The sequence below is a fragment of the Notoacmeibacter marinus genome, assembly GCF_002238045.1.
Lineage (GTDB): Bacteria > Pseudomonadota > Alphaproteobacteria > Rhizobiales > Rhizobiaceae > Notoacmeibacter > Notoacmeibacter marinus.
The window spans coordinates 765233-782499 of sequence record NZ_NBYO01000001.1 but is presented as its reverse complement, the minus strand read 5'-3'; the positions used below and the strand labels follow the sequence as shown (position 1 = coordinate 782499).

Here is a 17267-nt window from a genome sequence, read left to right as displayed (position 1 = left end):
GACGTCGCTCACCTCAAGCCGCCGCCGGCTGATCCGCCGCTGGCTTTTCGGTTGTTGTAGCAGAAGCGGCATCGTCCTGCACATCCGTCTCGATCGCGGCTCGATCCGCCGAGGGCGGCATTTTGAGCAGGATACGCAGGATGCGGCTGATGGTTGGGCGCAATTCGTGGCGCGGCACCACCATATCGAGCATGCCATGGGCTTTCAGATATTCCGCGGTCTGGAAATCGTCGGGCAGCTTCTCGCGAATGGTCTGTTCGATAACGCGCTTGCCGGCAAAGCCGATCACCGCGCCGGGTTCTGCGATGTGGATGTCGCCAAGCATGGCGTAGGAGGCCGAGACGCCGCCGGTCGTCGGATTGGTCAGCACGACGATATAGGGCAGGCCCTTCTCGCGCAGCATGTCGACCGCCGCCGTGGTGCGCGGCAATTGCATCAGCGACAGAATGCCTTCCTGCATCCGCGCGCCACCCGACGCTGCGAACATGATGAAGGGCCGGTTGAACTCGATGGCCTTCATGATGCCGGTCACGATGGCTTCGCCAGCGGCCATGCCGAGCGAGCCGCCCATGAAGGTGAAGTCGTGGCAGGCGACCACCACGGGAAGATCTTCCAGTGAACCGAGCGCGACGACCACCGAATCGTCCAGCCCGGTCTTGTTGCGGTATTCCTTGAGCCGGTCCGTGTAACGCTTCACATCGCGGAACTTCAGCGGGTCCTGCGGCACGGAGGGCAGTTTCAGTCGTTCATACCACTGATCGTCCAGAAAGCTCTTCAGCCGGGCATCGACCGGAATTTTCATGTGATAGCCGGAAGAGGGAATGACCCAGAAATTGTCTTCCAGCTCTTTGTGGAAGACCATCTCGCCCGTCTCCGGACATTTGATCCACAGATTGTCTGGAATGTCGCGCTTGCCGAACATCGAATTGATGCGCGGGCGGACGTAATTGGTAATCCAGTTCATGGTCTTGCCTCCGGTTGATCCGGCTCCTGGCGACGGTCGAGCGATCGCTGCTAGTGTCACACGTAGGACTGGCCGATGCCAATGACAAACATGCCGCCCCAGTTCGAATGGATTAAGCGCCGACGGGTATGCGCGCCGCCGCACAGCCCCGCGCGAGGCTGCCGACAAGCGTCGATACGGCGTCGGCGGCGCCTTCGGGCGAGTTTGCGGCGGCGATGGCGGAAACGATGGCCGAGCCGACCACGACTCCATCCGCCGCAACGCCGATGGCCCGCGCCTGCTCTTCGGTCTTGACGCCGAAGCCGACGCAGACCGGCAGATCCGTATGCGCCTTGATGCGCGCGACCGCTTCGCTGACACCGCGCGTATCGGTGGCAAGGCTGGAGCCGGTAATGCCCGTCATCGAGACGTAGTAGACGAAGCCGGAGGTGTTGGTGAGCACTTTCGGCAGCCGCTTCTCATCCGTCGTCGGCGTGGCGAGGCGGATGAAGTTGAGGCCCGCCTGGCGGGCCGGGATGCACAGTTCCTCGTCCATCTCAGGTGGAAGGTCGACAACGATCAGCCCATCGATGCCGGCAGCTTTGGCGTCGGCCAGAAACCGCTCCACGCCATAGACGTAGATCGGATTGTAATACCCCATCAGAACGATGGGGGTCTCGTCGTCGCTCTTGCGGAACTGCCGCGCGACATCCAGTGTCTTCGGCAGCGTCTGCCCACCGGCAAGCGCCCTTTGGCCTGCCGTCTGAATGGTCGGTCCGTCCGCCATCGGGTCGGAAAAGGGCATGCCGAGTTCGATGATATCGGCGCCGCTCTTCGTCAGCGCGGCAATCACCGCATTGGAGGTTTCGATGTCGGGATCGCCTGCCATGAAATAGGTCACGAGTGCGGGCCGGCCCTCTTCGCGCAATTTGACGAAGCGGCGGTCGATGCGGGTCTGGCTCATTGGTCGGCTTTCGTTTCCTGATGCACCCAGCGCCGGTATTCCGGCGTCGGGATGACCTCTTCGTGGCGGATGATCGCGGGCAGATCGTAGCCATGATTGGCGATGATGAAGGCGGTCAGTTCGTCGGCGCGGGCCTTGCTCGTCTTGAAGATGACGAGCGATTCCTTGTCGTGCTCGATCTGCCCTTCCCACCAGTAGAGAGAGGTGATCTGGTCGACAATATTGGCGCAGGCCGCGAGCCGTTCGCCAAGAGCGTCTTTCGCCAGCTTCAGCGCAGTGTCGCGCGAATGGGTGGTGACGTGAACCTCGATCATGACAGATCGAACCCCAGCATCTTGCCGACGGTGAAGACGTCCTTGTCGCCCCGGCCGCACAGATTCATCACGATGATCTGGTCCTTGTCCATCGTCGGCGCGCGCTTGACGATCTCGGCCAGCGCGTGGCTTGGCTCCAGCGCCGGAATGATACCCTCCAGCCGGGTCAGAAGCTGAAACGCCTCCAGCGCCTCATTGTCCATGATCGGCACATATTCGACGCGGCCGGTTTCCTTCAGCCAGCTATGCTCCGGCCCGATGCCGGGATAGTCGAGGCCGGCGGAGATGGAGTGGCCTTCGGTGATCTGCCCGTCGCCATTCTGCAGCAGATAGGTGCGGTTGCCATGCAGCACGCCCGGCGATCCGGCGGTGAGCGAAGCGCAATGCTCTTCGCCATCGAGCCCCTTGCCGCCAGCTTCCACGCCGACGATTTCGACGCTCTCATCGTCGAGGAAGGGATGGAAAAGGCCGATGGCGTTCGACCCGCCGCCGACCGCCGCGACCAGCATGTCCGGCAGACGCCCTTCGGCGGCCAGCATCTGCTCCTTCGTTTCGGTCCCGATCACGCTCTGGAAATCACGGACCATCTCCGGATAGGGGTGCGGGCCGGCGGCGGTGCCGATCAGATAATAGGTGTCGTCGACATTGGTCACCCAGTCGCGCAACGCCTCGTTCATGGCATCCTTCAGCGTCCCGTGGCCGGCAGTGACCGGGTGGACCTTCGCGCCGAGCAGTTTCATGCGGAAGACGTTGGGCGCCTGCCGCTCCACATCGGTCGCGCCCATATAGACCTCGCAAGGAAAACCGAACCGCGCCGCGACGGTGGCCGAGGCGACACCATGCTGGCCAGCGCCCGTTTCGGCGATGATGCGCGTCTTGCCCATACGCTTGGCGAGCAGGATCTGGCCGAGGCAATTGTTGATCTTGTGGCTGCCCGTATGGTTCAACTCGTCGCGCTTGAAATAGATCTTCGCACCGCCGAGATGCTCCGTCAGCCGCTCGGCGAAATAGAGCGGCGAGGGCCGGCCCGTATAATGGGCGTTGAGATGCTGCAACTCGGCCTGGAAATCCGGGTCCGTTTTCGCCTTATCCCACTCCGCTTGCAGATCCAGAATCAGGGGCATCAGCGTTTCGGCGACGAAGCGCCCGCCGAAGATGCCGAACATGCCCTCGGGATCGGGCATGGCGCGAAAGGAATTGGGCGTCTGGGGAGAATTCACGGGGCGCGGACTTTCACTGGAAACGGTTATGCGATCACCCTGCCGCAACTTCGCGGCAGGCTAAAGGCGCGTTCTAGCGAAAGCCGGGGTAGGGGGCAACAACATGCGGTCGCTGCCTGGAGGGAGTCACAAGGGCGACGCACCGCTTGGATGGAAGGCATCTGGCCGTTTCGGCCCACTAGAAACGAACGCCGGGTTTTCCGATCTCCTTCAAACGGAGAAACGGGCTGTTTCTTCTTCGTCGTGCTGAGGTCGGGTGTTGCGGGCATGGATCCTCGGATCGAGTCCGAGGATGACGACCGTGCCTTTTTGGGTTCGCCTGTCACGGAACAGTCGAATGCAAAGCCGTACTGGGACGGTGCAGAATCAAGCGATACCTTATGAGCTTCGTCATCCTCGGACTCGATCCGAGGATCCATGCCTGAACGGTGACGCGCCGCCGGCGATGAAAAAAACCGCCGGCGCTCAGATACGGCATCGGCCCGGCGAAGCCTCGCCTGCCCATCCTTTTCACAACAAGCGAAAGGGACCGCGTCTTAAGCCGCTTCGGCCTCGCGGATGGCGGCGAAGAAGGCGCGAATGCGGTCCGGGTCCTTGACGCCAGGCGCGCTTTCCAGCGCAGACGACACGTCGAGACCGCCGGGGTTGCAGACTTCCAGCGCCGCGCCCACATTTTCCGGCGACAGCCCGCCGGACAGGAACCAGTCGCCCTTGACGTCCCTCAGGATGGACCAGTCGAACGAAACGCCATTGCCGCCCGGCAGGGCAGAACCCTTCGGCGCTTTCGCGTCGAACAGCAGGCGGTCGGCCACATCGGCATATTCGTCGATCATGGCCAGATCATCGGCGCCTTCCAGGGAAATCGCCTTCATGACGGGCAGGCCGTAGCGATCCTTGATCTCGTCGATGCGCCACGGCTCTTCCTTGCCATGAAGCTGGAGCATGTCGGGCGAGATAGCTTCGATGATCGCGTCCAGCATGCCGTCGCCGGCGTCGACCGTGACGGCAACGACCTTGATGCGCTGATCCTTGGCGCGTTTGGCCAGCTGTCCGGCATGAGACGGGCCGACATGGCGCGGCGACAGCGGATAAAAAACGAAGCCGACATGGCTGGCACCGGATGCGATTGCGACATCCACCGTCTGCTCGGTGCCCAACCCGCAGATCTTTACGTCCATCGATTTGTGCTCCGACCCTTGAACAAGAGAAACGCACTCGTCCTATCGAACGAATGCGCGTCGTCCAATCTATGCTTTTGTCCATTGCAGTGCAAGAAAACAGCTTGCATGGCTGCCAGAACCGCGCGTCATGGTCAACGCGCGGCGATCAACCGCCGCTGAAATCGACGGCCTGGAGCCGTCCGCCATGCTCTTTCAGCCAGGCTTTCGCTTCGTCGACCCGAGGACATAGTTCGCGGCACAGCGCCCAGAAGCGGGGCCCGTGATTCATCTCCGCCAGATGCGCAACCTCGTGGCAGACCAAATAGTCGATCACGAAATCCGGCGCCATCATGATCCGCCAGGAGAAGGACAGCGTGCCGTCCGCCGTGCAGCTGCCCCAGCGGCTACGCGTATCGCGAAAGCGCACGGTCTTGATCGACCGACCGAGCGTCGCGGCGTGGCGATGGGCCAGCGGCACCATCATCGCTTCGGCCTCGCGGCGTAGGAACTCGCCGATGCGCTTGCGGAGCGCCGTTTCGGGACCATGAACGAGGATCGTCGGCGCGGACGTATCGTTACCGGTCAATGCCGGCAGACCCCGCAACTTCCCGGAATGGGCGATACTGTAGGTCCGCCCGCGAAAGGCAAGCTCGCCGCCAATGCCGAGCGTACAGCCGCCGTGGCGGTCCAATCGCTCTTCGAGCCAGCCGGCATTGCGCGCCAGAAAGGCGTCGATGTCCTTTTCGGAGACCTGCGGCGGCGCCGTCACTCGAAGCGCCCGGCCACCCGGCACGATGCGCAGGATCAGTCGTCGGGCGCGCGGGTTCCGATGAATGGCGAGCGGCAGCGCCCGTTCGCCGACGGGATGCAGACGTTCTTCCTTCGTCTGGGAGGACGAGCGGCGCTGAAAGAGGAGGGGCGATGCGGCAACCATGCCGTGCACAATAAAGCGATTCGGTTCCAGGAGGTTAACGGGAACTGACAGCTTTTTGTGTCAGCTCAGCCATTTGCGGTCCGCATCAGGAGCGCGGCCAGAAAAAGGGCGGTCGTGATCACGAATGGCAGGACCTTGGACCATGCAACCACCCTGTCGCTGGGGCGGCCGACATTGGCCTCGCGCCGGAAATATCTGATGTCGAAGGTGAGCAGCACCCAGAAGAGTTTCTGAATGCCCCGCCAGACCTTCGAAACGATGACGTAGATTATGACATCGAGAACCGCTCGGATAACGAAAATCGTGAAACGTCCGGGTTCGTCCATATGCTCACCGTGTCACTCAAACCAAGAACAAGAAGGGCCGGGTTCGTTTGAACCCGGCCCCTATCATTCCTTGATGTCGGGCAGCATTTAGCTGGCGAAGGCGCCGCCTGGCAGTTCGCCGGCCTTGTCGTCCTTCTCATGCTCGACGGTCTTGCGCTCGCGGCGCGCCGCCATGAAGGAATCGAACTCCTCCCTGTCGCGGGCCATGCGCAGTTCGCGCATGTGGGAATCGAACTCGCTGCGCATCTCGTCGAGCTTGCGGCGCTCTTCCGACAGACGCTTCAGCTCTTCGTCGCGCCAGGCGTCGAAAGCGACATTGCCCGTGGAGGGCGCCGCTGCGGCGCGGGCTGCGCGGCGGCAGCCGGCAAAGACGCGGTCGGTCGCGCCGTTGACGTCGGTCCTGAAGGCTTCCAGCCGGTCGCCCCACAGAATGAAGGCGAGCATGGCGAGGCCGAGCGGCCACCACAGCATGAAGCCGATAATCATGAGCGCGATGGTTGCGGGCGTCCAGGCCGGACGGATCAGGGCATTGGTTTTCATCGAAAGCCATCCTTTCACATGGGTGGCCGCACAAAAACGGAATGTCGGGGGACGCGGCCTCTATGCCTTGAAAGGTGGGAATTGACGAAATCCGATTCAAGATTTCGCAGACCGAAATCGGATGGGAACTTGCCGATTACGGGTTTTCGACTTGCTCGACCATGATGTCGCAAACCCGTAGCAGAAGCGCGATATCCTGCTCTCGCGACAGCCGATGATCGCCATCCTTCACATAGGTGAGCGTCACATCGTCGGACGGCAGCCGTTCCATCAGATCCTGTGCCGTCTGCCAGGGTACATCGGGATCGTTCATGCCCTGAATGATATGGACGGGGCAGTGCGTATCGATCGGGCCGGTCAGCACGCGGTTCTTCTCCCCATCGTCGAACAGCGCTCTGGTGAAGACATTGGGATCGGGGCCGTAAGGTGTCGGCACTTCGTGGCGGCCGGTCTTTTCGAGTACCGCTTTTTCCTCGCCGGTCAGTTCATGCTCCAGCATCCGCGCCGTGAAGTCCGGCGCGGGCGCCAGCAAAATCAGTCCTGCGATGCGGCCGCTCCTGTTCGCAGCGGCCATCTCCTGCACGGCGCGCAAGGCAATCCAGCCGCCCATGGACGAGCCGACGAGAATAAGCGGGCCATCGGTCAGTTCGTCCAGCACCGCCAGTGTTTCGGAAAGCCATTTGGAGATCGTGCCGTCCTCGAACGCGCCGCCGGATTCGCCGTGGCCGGAATAGTCGAAGCGCAGGAAGGCGCGGCCGGTCGTCCCGCAATAGTCGGAAATGGCCTGGGCCTTCGTGCCCATCATGTCGGAGCGGAAACCGCCCAGCCAGACGAAAGTGGGCGATGCGCCCGTGACCCGCCGCCATGCGATGGCGACCTCGTCAAAGGAAAGTTGACCGCTCTCTTTCGACATATGCCGATTCCCTCGCTTCCGCTTTTGGGGTGAAATACTGTCCGGGCCGTGTTATGGAGAGCCACCGTCGTCATGGCAATCGGCAATCCCTATATGGGTAGAGGTCGTCATGGCATGCGCTTCGGCGCGGCCCGGCGGCACGCAATTCGTAAGTTCAATGGTTCAGGAGACCACGACCATTCGCAGACCTTTTCGAGCGCCACCCCCCACCAAAGAGGGCCCGCGCGCAAACCAGGAAATCCGCGTTCCCACCGTCATTGTCATTGATGCCGAAGGTGAAAATCGCGGGGAAGTCCCCACCGAAGACGCAATCCGCATGGCGCAAGAGGCTGGCCTCGACCTTGTCGAGGTGCAGACCAACGCCAAGCCGCCCGTCTGCAAGATTCAGGATCTCGGCCGGCTGAAATATCAGCAGCAGAAGAAGAAGTCTGAGGCGCGCAAGAAGCAGAAGACCATCGAGATCAAGGAAGTGAAGATGCGCCCGAACATCGACACCCATGATTACGATGTGAAGATGAAGGCGGCGCGACGCTTCTTCGAGAATGGCGACAAGGTCAAGGTCACGCTGCGCTTCCGCGGCCGCGAAATGGCGCACCAGGAACTCGGCATGGAATTGCTGAACCGGGTGAAGGAAGACACGGTCGAGATCGCAAAGGTCGAAGCCGAGCCCAAGCTGGAAGGCCGTCAGATGATGATGGTGCTGGCCCCGCGCTAGGCGGAAATGCCGAAGAGAACGTTCGAAGACCCGCCGCGCGCAGCGTGGCGGGTCTTTTCGTTTGGGCGGTTGGGCCGAACGCACCGTCGATGCGCGGTGCGCCATGGCATTAGTGCTATTTCAACTTTCTATATCCATTGTGCCGATCAGGTACACGGAAGTTGTGCCTGCGCACTGCGGCATGAAGCCCAGTCTCGATAGCCGCTTCGCGGCATGTCTCTCTTCAAGTTCGACGATCTTAGAGGCCGTTGCCCGATGGCTACGCCGGTATCGGCTCGCATTCGCGAACGCCCGGCGAGCGAAAACCGATCGCGCCGCTCAAGCAACGGGTCATGCCCGACAGCCAACCGAATATCCATTGTGAGTAAAGGACACCCCATGAACCGCATCTCCATCGCTCTTCTGACAACCGTCTTCGCAATCGGCCTTCCGGCCATCGCTTCGGCGGAAGGCCCCCACGTCGCGCCTGTCAAGGCTTATGTGGCGGATAACGTCGATGGCTGGCTCGATGATCCGGTCGTGATCGAGGCGGTGAAGGCCCAGAATGCGGCGCATGCCGGTATCACCCAGGCCGATATCGACGCAATGGACGGCAAATGGCGCGAAGAGACCGGCGCATCCAGCAAGCCGATGATCGATGAGGTCCTGACCAATGAATTGTCGGCGTTCCTCAAGGAGCGCAAGGAGGAGTCCGGCGGTCTTATCAGCGAAGTTTTCGTGATGGACAATAAGGGCCTGAATGTCGGCCAGAGCGACGTGACCTCGGACTATTGGCAGGGCGACGAAGCCAAGTTCGAGAAGAGCTTCGGCGCCGGCGCGGATGCCGTTTTCGTCGACGAGATCGAAGAGGATGAATCCTCGCAGACGCTTCAGTCACAGGTTTCCAAGACCGTTGTCGATCCCCAGTCGGGCGAAGCGATCGGCGCGGTGACCGTTGGCATTAATGTCGACAATCTCTGAGTAAAGGTCCGGACGACCGGGTAGTTGCATGAAAAGGTGGGGCATGAGCGATTTGAAAAGCGGAAGTGAACAGGACGAAACGGGCGGGGAGGTTTCGTTCCGCCGGAGCCTGTTGGCGAAAATCCTCGGCACCATCACGGTCGTCTGCGCCCTCGGCGCCCTGGTGACGGCTCTCGTCAACTACCCGATCGTCCGCGACGGCTACGAACATTCCCAGGGCTTGATGCGCAATGTGGTGACCGACCAGCTTGCATCGAGCGTGTCCGGCGCCATGCGCTGGCAGAAGGCGGATGTGGTATCGAACACCTATCAGCCGCTCATCACCGAGGAATCGGAAATCCTGACCGTGGTCGCCATCGCGCCGGATGGGACGGTCGTGGCGAGCTACCCGGCTGATGGAACGCTGGCCACACAGGCGCTTGACGCCTTTCAAGCCTCGTCGGCGGCAATTATGGCGTCCGGCGAACCGTTCACCACGGGCGATCTCATGATCACCGCCTCTCCTGTTACCAAGGAGGGCGACGATGAGGTATTCGGCCATATCGTTATCGGTTGGGGCACCGAGCTCATGGCAGCCCAGACCATGACCGTGTTCTGGAGCATCGTTCTGGTCGGCAGCCTCGCCGCTCTGATCACCATCGGCGTTATCGGCGCTGTCGTGAACCGGCAGGTGACACGGCCATTGCGCGCCGTGGCGGAACGCATTGACGGACTGACAAGTGGCGATCTGGACTCTTCCGTTCCGTGCGGTGGGCGGAAGGACGAGATCGGTACGATCGGCCGTGCGCTGGAACTGCTACGTCAGTCCGGACATGAGCGGGTTCGCCTGGAGGGCGAAGCCGTCAGCCAGCGCGCAGCAGCCGACAAGGAACGCCAGCGCGGCTCCGAAGAGCGGGATCGTTCGGCACAGGAACTCGCCGTTGCGGCCGATTGTCTCGGTCTCGCCCTTCGTCGCCTGGCGGAGGGCGATCTGACGATCCGCGTGGGCGATGATCTACCGGCAGCCTATCAGCGCCTCGGCAAGGATTTCGACGCCGCCGTTGGCCAGCTCGAAGAGGCCATCGCCGACGTTTCCGGCGGCATCACGAAGCTGAAATCGGGCATGTCCGAAATTGCCAACGCATCGTCGGACCTGTCCAGCCGCACGGAGAAGCAGGCCGCAACGCTGGAACAGACCACGTCCACCGTCTCCGAGATCACCGCCAAAGTGGACGAGGCCGCTCGCGGGGCGCAGGATGCAGCGAACACGATGAGCAAGGCGAAGTCGGATGCGGAGGAGAGTGGTGAAATCGTCTCGCGAGCCGTGTCTGCGATGGGTGATATCGAGCAGTCGTCGAAACAGATTTCGGATATTATCGGTGTGATCGACGAGATCGCTTTCCAGACCAATCTGCTTGCGCTCAATGCCGGCGTCGAAGCCGCCAGGGCCGGCGAGAAGGGTCTGGGCTTTGCCGTTGTCGCCCAGGAGGTTCGCGAACTGGCTCAGCGTTCGGCCGAAGCGGCAAAGCAGATCAAGGGCCTGATCTCCGTTTCATCCAGCCAGGTCGACGATGGGGTGGTGCTGGTCCGCCAGACTGGCGACGCCCTACAGCGCATCGTTCATGGTATGGGAGATATGAGTGGTCTCGTGGAGGGCATTTCCGCCTTCTCCCGCGAGCAGGCCGCAGGTCTGAAGCGGGTGAACGAAGCGCTCGTCCAACTCGATCAGGTGACCCAGCAGAATGCCGCTATGTCGGAAGAGGCCACCGCGGCGACGCTGGCTTTGACTGGCCAGAGCGAGGGCTTGGCACAGGCTGTCGCGCGTTTCCGTGTTGAACTGAATACCGAGGTCGAGGACGATCTGGACGGCGTTTCCAGCCGTCATGCGGCCTGATGGCGCGCTGAAATGAAACAAAGGCCGCCGACGTTCATGCCGGCGGCCTTTGCTACTTGAACGCTTAGTCGCGGCCGAGTGTGGCGAAGGGGTAATCCGTATAGCCCTTTTCCGTCCCGCCATAGAACGTGTCCTGATCGGGCTCGTTCAACGCCGCGCCGGTCAGCCAGCGGCTCGGCAGGTCCGGATTGGCCAGGAAGTCGCGGCCGACGGCCACGGCATGGCACCAGCCCTCATCGACATATTTCGCTGCGTGGTCCACGTCGTACGCGCCATTGGCGACATAGAAGCCGTTCCAGTGCTTGCGGATCGACTGTAGAATCTCGGCGTTTTCCTTCGACCGGTCGGCCCCGGCAAAGCTCTCCACGAAATGCAGATAGGCCAGTTCGCGCTTGTCCAGTTCGGCCACCAGATGAGAATAAAGCGAGACCGGATCATCCTCTTCGACATCGTTGGCTTCGCCGAGCGGCGACAGCCGGATGCCGACTTTGTTCGATCCGATTTCCTGAATGACACGGTCGGTGACGCGAAGTGTCAGCCGGCACCGGTCTTCGATCGAGCCGCCATACTCGTCCTCCCGCCGGTTCGAGTCGGTATGGAGAAACTGGTCCAGAAGATAGCCATTGGCCGAATGGATCTCAACACCGTCGAAGCCGGCTTCCATCGCACAACGCGTTGCGTTGGCGTAGTCTTCGACAAGCCGGTCGATTTCTTCAAGCGATAGCGCGCGAGGCTCGGACACGTCCTCGAAACCGTTATGGGTGAAGGTCTTCGCATCGGCCCGGGCGGCGCTGGGCGCCACCGGCTGTTCGCCCTTCGGTTCGATGTCCACGTGGCGGATGCGGCCGACATGCCAGAGTTGGCAGTAGATGCGTCCGCCAGCGGCGTGAACGGCATCGGTAATGGCCTTCCATGCCTTGACGTGGCTCTCGGTGTAGATGCCGGGCGTCTTGATGTAGCCCTTGCCGAGTGGGTTGATCTGGGTCGCCTCCGAAACGATGAGGCCAGCGGAAGCGCGCTGGGCATAGTAGGTGGCGGTCACCTCCCAGGGCGTTCCGTCATCATGGGCTCGGTTGCGTGTCAGCGGCGCCATGAACACACGGTTCGGCACGATGAGATCGCCCAGTTTGTGAGGCTGAAAAAGCGTCTGTGATGGCGTGGAGGCCATGAATGAATCCTTCATTGACGTGAAAAGGTCTGATGATGCCGGCAGATAAGGTTCCGCACCGCGTTTGACGATAGCGGGCTGGCGTTCGATAAGGTGACGGTGCGTCGTGTTCAGGTGGACGATGGCGTCGCCGCAGGAACCTCCGTCGTCGGATCGGCCGGCATGTCCACGGTGATCTCGGCCATGGCGACGGACAATTCGCAGACGAGCCCTTCTTGAGCGTAGTCCATCGAGATGGACTGGTCCGTCGCACCGGTAATACCGTAGCGGATAAGGCGCGATCCGAAACCGAGCCGGGTCGGTTCTGCGGCGGCAGGCCCGCCCTTCTCCGTCCACCGCAGAATCATGCGCGGCTTCGGGGATGCCTCTTTACGCCAGCAAAGTTCGACATGGCCGTCCGGATTGCTGAGAGACCCATGCTTCAACGCGTTCGTCGCCAGTTCGTGGAGGATCAGCGACAGTGACAGCGCGGCCGGTCCCGAAAGCGCAATTCGCGGACCCTCGGTGTGGATGCGCTTCTGGTCTTCCTGGTATGGCAGCAGCGCGTTTCGAGCGACCATCGCAATATCGGCCTCTTCCGAAGAGCCGCTTAGAAGAATCTCATGCGCGCGTCCCAGCACCGAAAGGCGTCGTCCGACATCCTCTTTTACCGTCTTCAGATCACTGGCCGAGCGCAATGACTGCGACACGATGGATTGCGCCATGGCCAGCGAGTTCTTCAGCCGGTGAGAAAGTTCGCGGTTCAGCATTTCCTGCCGGTTTTCCGCTCGCAGCCGGGCAAGGGCAACCTGAACACGGTCGGCCACGGCATGGACGAAGTTGAGATCGTGCGTATCCCAGTCGACGGGCCCGTCATTATGGGCGAATGCAACCAGTACCAGCTTGCCATGCTCCACAATGGGTACGTTGAGGAGGGCGACGATGCCAAGATCCGCAAGAGCATCTTTTGAACCTGCCGTCCGGGCATCCTTCTCGACATTCTCGATGAACACCAGCCTGTCGGCCGTCAGTTCCTCGATAACGGGGCCATAGCTGCTGAAATCATATGTGCCGGCGACGCTCTCCATGTCGGCGCGGTGCCAGTCCGTTGGAATGAAGACGGTCTTCGCAGCATTATCAACAATGCCGAATCCCGCACGACCGGGCGATAGCAGATCGGCCAGAATGGTTGCGGCTGCCCGGACGATACATTGCATGTCGGGAAGGTCGCGGAGCCTGTCGCCAAGTTCGATCAGGGCCTGTTTGCGCATATCGGACGTCTTGCGCTTCGTGATCTCCATGATGACGCCGGGAAAACGGACCGCAGAGCCATCCTCATCGCCGTAGCAATGGCCGCTCGCCATCACCCATATCGGTCGCCGATGGTCGTGATCTTGCCGAACGATGCGATACTCTTCGAGGAACGGCCCGCAGCAATCGACGGCTTTTTGGACGGCTTTGGCGATCCGGTCGCGGTCGCGCGGGTCGACTCCCTCCATGAAGCTGGCAAGATGTTCGCCGCGCTCCGCATCTAGGGGATCGACGCCGTAGAGATTGGCGAATTGTCGACCCGCATAAAGCCGATCGTTCGGAACGTCCCAATCCCACCATCCAATGACGCGAGAGGCTTCGAGCACCAGCGATAGCTGTTCTTCGACGGAAGCGTTTGGCCCATGGACGGGGTAGCCTTTGGCAGGGCCGTCGCCATTGTCGCGTTCGGCGCTTGCTGAAAAGAAGCTGCCTGCCCGACCCGCATGGCTGTCATCGGCGGTATCAGACGACGACATTACATGGCCATAGGCGTCAGATCGGCAAGCATTCGATTGAAGTCTGATGGCAGATAGGGTTTGGCCATGAAGCGGGCGCGTCCCGGTAGCGCGGACGGCTCCAGAAAATGGCGACCGGATGCGACGATCACCGCAATGGGTGGCCAACGGCGCGTCACTTCGCGGGCAAGCTCCAGCCCGTCGGAACTGCCGGCCAGATTGATATCGGTAAACAGGATGGCGATATCGTCCCGCTGGCGAAGAATAGCGAGCGCCTCGCTCACGCTGGTGGCTTCGATAGGCTCATATCCCGCATCGGCGACCATATCGGACGCATCCATCAGAAGGAGCGGTTCATCCTCGACGATCAGCACGGCTTTTCTATTGCCGAAAGATGGGTGGGTTGCTGTTGCCATTACTCAAATCACATCGAACTGGTTGATACAGCAAAACGCGGTGTGGGCCGCGTTGTTCCAGACTATTTTTGCAGCGCGGCATCGAATGAAAAGACCGGTGATCGCGGCGCGCTGTCGCCGCCTATTTTGCCTTGCGTCTGGCTCGAACACGCGTTATGAGCCCGCGTTCGGAGCCGTCCGGCAGGGCATGCCGTGGCGGTTCGAAATGCTAAACCCGATCGTTCGTCGCTTTCGGGTCGGCTTTGAGGGCCGGCAGTGGATGAACATTGCCGCACCCACCATTAAAGGAGAGCAAAATGCCCAAGATGAAGACGAAATCGTCCTGCAAGAAGCGGTTCAAGATGACTGCACGGGGCAAGGTGAAGGCGCAGGCTGCCGGCAAGCGCCATGGCATGATCAAACGGTCGAACGACTTCATTCGCGATGCGCGCGGCACGATGGTGCTGAGCGAGCCGGATGCCAAGCTCGTCAAGATCTTCATGCCGTACAATCGCTGATCCCTTTCCCGAAAACACTGACGCAGGAGAACGAATATGGCCCGCGTGAAAAGAGGCGTGACGTCGCACGCCAAGCACAAGAAGACCATCAAGGCCGCCAAGGGTTTCTATGGTCGTCGCAAGAACACCATCCGCATCGCCAAGCAGGCCGTCGAACGGTCCATGCAGTATGCGACGCGCGACCGCCGCACCAAGAAGCGCAATTTCCGCGCGCTTTGGGTCCAGCGCCTGAACGCCGCCGCGCGCGAGCACGGCCTGTCCTACAGCCGCCTGATCGACGGTCTGAACAAGGCCGGCATCGAGATGGACCGCAAGGTTCTGTCCGACATGGCGATCCACGAGCCCGATGCGTTCGCTGCGGTCGTTGCCCAGGCCAAGGATGCGTTGTCCTACCTCAAGGACGGCAACGCCAACGAATATGAGCGCGCCGTCGGCGCGTAAGCGTCGGTGAGGCGGCCGGCGCGGCTTGAACCGCGCTACGCTTTCTGACAGGACAAACCCGCGAATGGCTCGGCTGTTCGCGGGTTTTTCGCGCCGGCCACCCGCCCGGCACCGTAAGCAATGGACGAATTCATGGACGACTACGCAGCGCTTCGCGACGAAATCATCGCTTCGGTGGAGGCGGCGGCGGACGAGCCGGCGCTGGAAGAAGTGCGCGTCTCGGCGCTCGGCAAGAAGGGGCGCGTCTCCGAACTGCTCAAGGGTCTCGGCAAGATGACGCCGGACGAGCGCAAGAGCGCCGGTCCGGCGCTGAACGCACTCAAGACCGAAATCAACGATGCGATCATGGCGCGCCGGGGTCTTTTGCGCGATGCGGCGATCGAGGCGCGGCTGGCATCCGAGACGGTCGACGTGACCCTGCCGGTGCATGCCTCACCGGCGGAGGTCGGCCGTATTCACCCCATCAGCCAGGTGATCGACGAGATCACCGCCATTTTCGCCGATCTCGGCTTCGCCATCGCCGAAGGTCCGGACATCGAGACCGACTACTACAACTTCACGGCGCTGAACTTCCCCGAAGGCCATCCGGCCCGCGAGATGCACGACACCTTCTTCTTCCCGCCAGACGAGAATGGCGAGAGGAAGCTGCTGCGCACCCATACCTCGCCCGTGCAGATCCGAACGATGGAAGAGCAGAAGCCGCCGATCCGCATTGTCATTCCCGGCAAGACCTATCGGCAGGACAGCGACGCCACCCACTCGCCCATGTTCCATCAGGTCGAGGGGCTGGTAATCGACGAGAGCGCCAATATGGCCAATCTGAAATGGGTGCTGGGCGAGTTCTGCAAGGCCTTCTTCGAGGTCGATCAGGTGGCGATGCGCTTCCGGCCGTCCTTCTTCCCCTTCACCGAGCCGAGCCTCGAGGTCGATATCCAATGCGACCGTTCGACGCCAGGAGAGGTGCGCTTCGGCGAGGGTGACGATTGGATGGAAATTCTCGGCTGCGGCATGGTGCACCCGAACGTGCTGCGCATGGCCGGTCTCGACCCGGACGTCTATCAGGGCTTCGCATGGGGCATGGGCATCGACCGCATCGCCACGCTGAAATACGGCATGCCGGACCTGCGCGACTACTTCAACGCCGATGTGCGCTGGCTCGCCCATTACGGTTTCCGCCCGCTCGACATGCCGACCCTGTTCGGCGGGCTGAGCCGAACTTGACGTCGGTCGCGAACGGCCGCTGCCGTTGTGGCGCGGTTAGCTTCGAACTGACGGCGGAGCCGCATTTTACAAGCTACTGCCATTGCGAGGATTGCCGCCGGGCGACCGGTGCGCCGGGGGTCGCCTTTGTCGGCGTTCATGACAGCGAGATCGTCTGGCGCGGCGAGCCCTCCGGCCGATATGGCGAGCCGCCCGTGACCCGGTTCTTCTGCGACACCTGCGGCTCGCCCATTGGCTACCGGGACGCGCGGCTGGACGGACGCACCTATTTCTACACGGCCGTGCTCGAGACGCCGGACCGCTTTGCGCCGACGGTCCATGCCTTCTATCCGGAGAGGATTGTTTGGCTCGATCTTCACGACGATCTGCCGCGCCACGACAGGACGACGATCGACCGGTAAAACCAGCGCATAGCGCCCTTTACCTTGCCGGAACCCGCCCGATATTTCGTGTATCGTCACGGGTGGAAGAGGGAAGGGCGTCATGGCCGCCAAACGAATGATCGCCACGGATTTTATTGCCATCGGCGCCGGTGGCGTTCTGGGCGCGGTCGCGACCAATCTGGTCGTCTCGATTTTCACCGACGGCGCGGCCTTTCAGGACCTGATGGTGATGTGGGGGCGCTATGTCGTCGCCATTGCTGTCACGGCGAGCTTTCCGTTTCTTTATAAGGCGCTGCCGAAATCCATCGCGGCGATCCTCTCGCTTCTGGTCGGCATCGTCGTGCCGTCCGTTCTGGCGCGGCTCTTCTTCGGCGGTAACGATCTCTCCTGGCTGGCGCTTTTTGCCATTCACACCGTCTTCGCCATCATCGCGCTGATGGTTTATCGGGCCATGCATGCCTGGGCGAAGGGCGCGCTCTTCAAGGCGCCGGGCTTCCGCGCTTGACAATTGTTTGATCGGGCCGGGGTGGCCTT

At 61.7% G+C, this 17267-nt stretch carries 20 protein-coding genes; 8 read left to right on the top strand and 12 right to left on the bottom strand.

Translation table 11 applies throughout. The features are described from left to right. Positions 1-13: 13 nt before the first annotated feature. From accD to B7H23_RS03615, 9 genes are all read right to left on the bottom strand, one after another. Positions 14-964 carry an acetyl-CoA carboxylase, carboxyltransferase subunit beta gene (gene accD / locus B7H23_RS03655; RefSeq protein WP_094076001.1) on the bottom strand — a complete coding sequence of 317 codons (951 nt, stop codon included), beginning with the start codon at positions 962-964 and terminating at the stop codon, positions 14-16. A gap of 112 nt (positions 965-1076) precedes the next feature. Continuing rightward, the gene (trpA, locus tag B7H23_RS03650) at positions 1077-1907 is read right to left on the bottom strand and encodes a tryptophan synthase subunit alpha (protein ID WP_094076000.1); all 831 of its coding nucleotides are present in this window, start codon (positions 1905-1907) and stop codon (positions 1077-1079) included. Continuing rightward, positions 1904-2221: a divalent-cation tolerance protein CutA gene (cutA, locus tag B7H23_RS03645; RefSeq protein WP_094075999.1), complete on the bottom strand. Its 318-nt coding sequence runs from the start codon at positions 2219-2221 to the stop codon at positions 1904-1906. The genes trpA and cutA overlap by 4 nt, the downstream gene beginning before the upstream one ends. Continuing rightward, complete coding sequence (gene trpB / locus B7H23_RS03640) at positions 2218-3405, bottom strand: tryptophan synthase subunit beta (protein WP_173861894.1); 1188 nt, start codon at positions 3403-3405, stop codon at positions 2218-2220. Before trpB ends, cutA begins: the two co-directional genes overlap by 4 nt. A gap of 572 nt (positions 3406-3977) precedes the next feature. Next, entirely contained in the window at positions 3978-4619 is a 642-nt protein-coding gene (locus B7H23_RS03635; protein ID WP_094075997.1) for a phosphoribosylanthranilate isomerase, read from the bottom strand. A 148-nt stretch (positions 4620-4767) separates the two neighbouring features. After that, complete coding sequence (locus B7H23_RS03630; protein ID WP_094075996.1) at positions 4768-5535, bottom strand: M48 family metallopeptidase; 768 nt, start codon at positions 5533-5535, stop codon at positions 4768-4770. A gap of 65 nt (positions 5536-5600) precedes the next feature. Further along, positions 5601-5861: a hypothetical protein gene (locus B7H23_RS03625; RefSeq protein WP_094075995.1), complete on the bottom strand. Its 261-nt coding sequence runs from the start codon at positions 5859-5861 to the stop codon at positions 5601-5603. Between the two features lie 87 nt (positions 5862-5948). Beyond that, complete coding sequence (locus B7H23_RS03620; RefSeq protein ID WP_094075994.1) at positions 5949-6401, bottom strand: DUF2852 domain-containing protein; 453 nt, start codon at positions 6399-6401, stop codon at positions 5949-5951. 136 nt (positions 6402-6537) lie between these two features. Next, complete coding sequence (locus B7H23_RS03615) at positions 6538-7314, bottom strand: alpha/beta hydrolase (protein ID WP_094075993.1); 777 nt, start codon at positions 7312-7314, stop codon at positions 6538-6540. A 178-nt stretch (positions 7315-7492) separates the two neighbouring features. On the opposite strand from B7H23_RS03615, the gene infC reads away from it, so the two are divergent. From infC to B7H23_RS03600, 3 genes are all read left to right on the top strand, one after another. Beyond that, positions 7493-8029: a translation initiation factor IF-3 gene (gene infC / locus B7H23_RS03610; protein ID WP_205320007.1), complete on the top strand. Its 537-nt coding sequence runs from the start codon at positions 7493-7495 to the stop codon at positions 8027-8029. A 378-nt stretch (positions 8030-8407) separates the two neighbouring features. Beyond that, the gene (locus B7H23_RS03605) at positions 8408-8989 is read left to right on the top strand and encodes a hypothetical protein (protein ID WP_094075992.1); all 582 of its coding nucleotides are present in this window, start codon (positions 8408-8410) and stop codon (positions 8987-8989) included. A 43-nt stretch (positions 8990-9032) separates the two neighbouring features. Next, positions 9033-10862 carry a methyl-accepting chemotaxis protein gene (locus B7H23_RS03600; protein ID WP_158215755.1) on the top strand — a complete coding sequence of 610 codons (1830 nt, stop codon included), beginning with the start codon at positions 9033-9035 and terminating at the stop codon, positions 10860-10862. 64 nt (positions 10863-10926) lie between these two features. Here B7H23_RS03600 and B7H23_RS03595 read toward each other — a convergent pair whose 3' ends face one another. The 3 genes from B7H23_RS03595 to B7H23_RS03585 form a co-directional block, all read right to left on the bottom strand. Next, on the bottom strand, positions 10927-12030 hold the full coding sequence (locus B7H23_RS03595) for an alkene reductase (RefSeq protein ID WP_094075990.1): 1104 nt from the start codon (positions 12028-12030) through the stop codon (positions 10927-10929). Between the two features lie 110 nt (positions 12031-12140). Beyond that, entirely contained in the window at positions 12141-13796 is a 1656-nt protein-coding gene (locus B7H23_RS03590) for a sensor histidine kinase (RefSeq protein ID WP_094075989.1), read from the bottom strand. After that, entirely contained in the window at positions 13796-14191 is a 396-nt protein-coding gene (locus B7H23_RS03585; protein WP_094075988.1) for a response regulator, read from the bottom strand. The genes B7H23_RS03590 and B7H23_RS03585 overlap by 1 nt, the downstream gene beginning before the upstream one ends. Positions 14192-14487: 296 nt before the next feature. Here B7H23_RS03585 and rpmI point away from each other — a divergent pair, with 296 nt between their 5' ends. The 5 genes from rpmI (at position 14488) to B7H23_RS03560 (ending at position 17238) form a co-directional block, all read left to right on the top strand. After that, positions 14488-14688, top strand: coding sequence for a 50S ribosomal protein L35 (gene rpmI, locus B7H23_RS03580; RefSeq protein WP_094075987.1), 201 nt, complete (start codon positions 14488-14490; stop codon positions 14686-14688). A gap of 36 nt (positions 14689-14724) precedes the next feature. Beyond that, a complete protein-coding gene (rplT, locus tag B7H23_RS03575) occupies positions 14725-15129 on the top strand; it encodes a 50S ribosomal protein L20 (protein ID WP_094075986.1) in 405 nt (134 codons plus the stop codon). A gap of 132 nt (positions 15130-15261) precedes the next feature. Then, complete coding sequence (gene pheS, locus B7H23_RS03570) at positions 15262-16350, top strand: phenylalanine--tRNA ligase subunit alpha (protein WP_094076857.1); 1089 nt, start codon at positions 15262-15264, stop codon at positions 16348-16350. Beyond that, a complete protein-coding gene (locus tag B7H23_RS03565) occupies positions 16347-16751 on the top strand; it encodes a GFA family protein (RefSeq protein ID WP_094075985.1) in 405 nt (134 codons plus the stop codon). Before pheS ends, B7H23_RS03565 begins: the two co-directional genes overlap by 4 nt. Before the next feature lie 82 nt (positions 16752-16833). Further along, positions 16834-17238 carry a hypothetical protein gene (locus B7H23_RS03560; protein ID WP_094075984.1) on the top strand — a complete coding sequence of 135 codons (405 nt, stop codon included), beginning with the start codon at positions 16834-16836 and terminating at the stop codon, positions 17236-17238. The last annotated feature ends 29 nt before the right edge of the window (positions 17239-17267 follow it).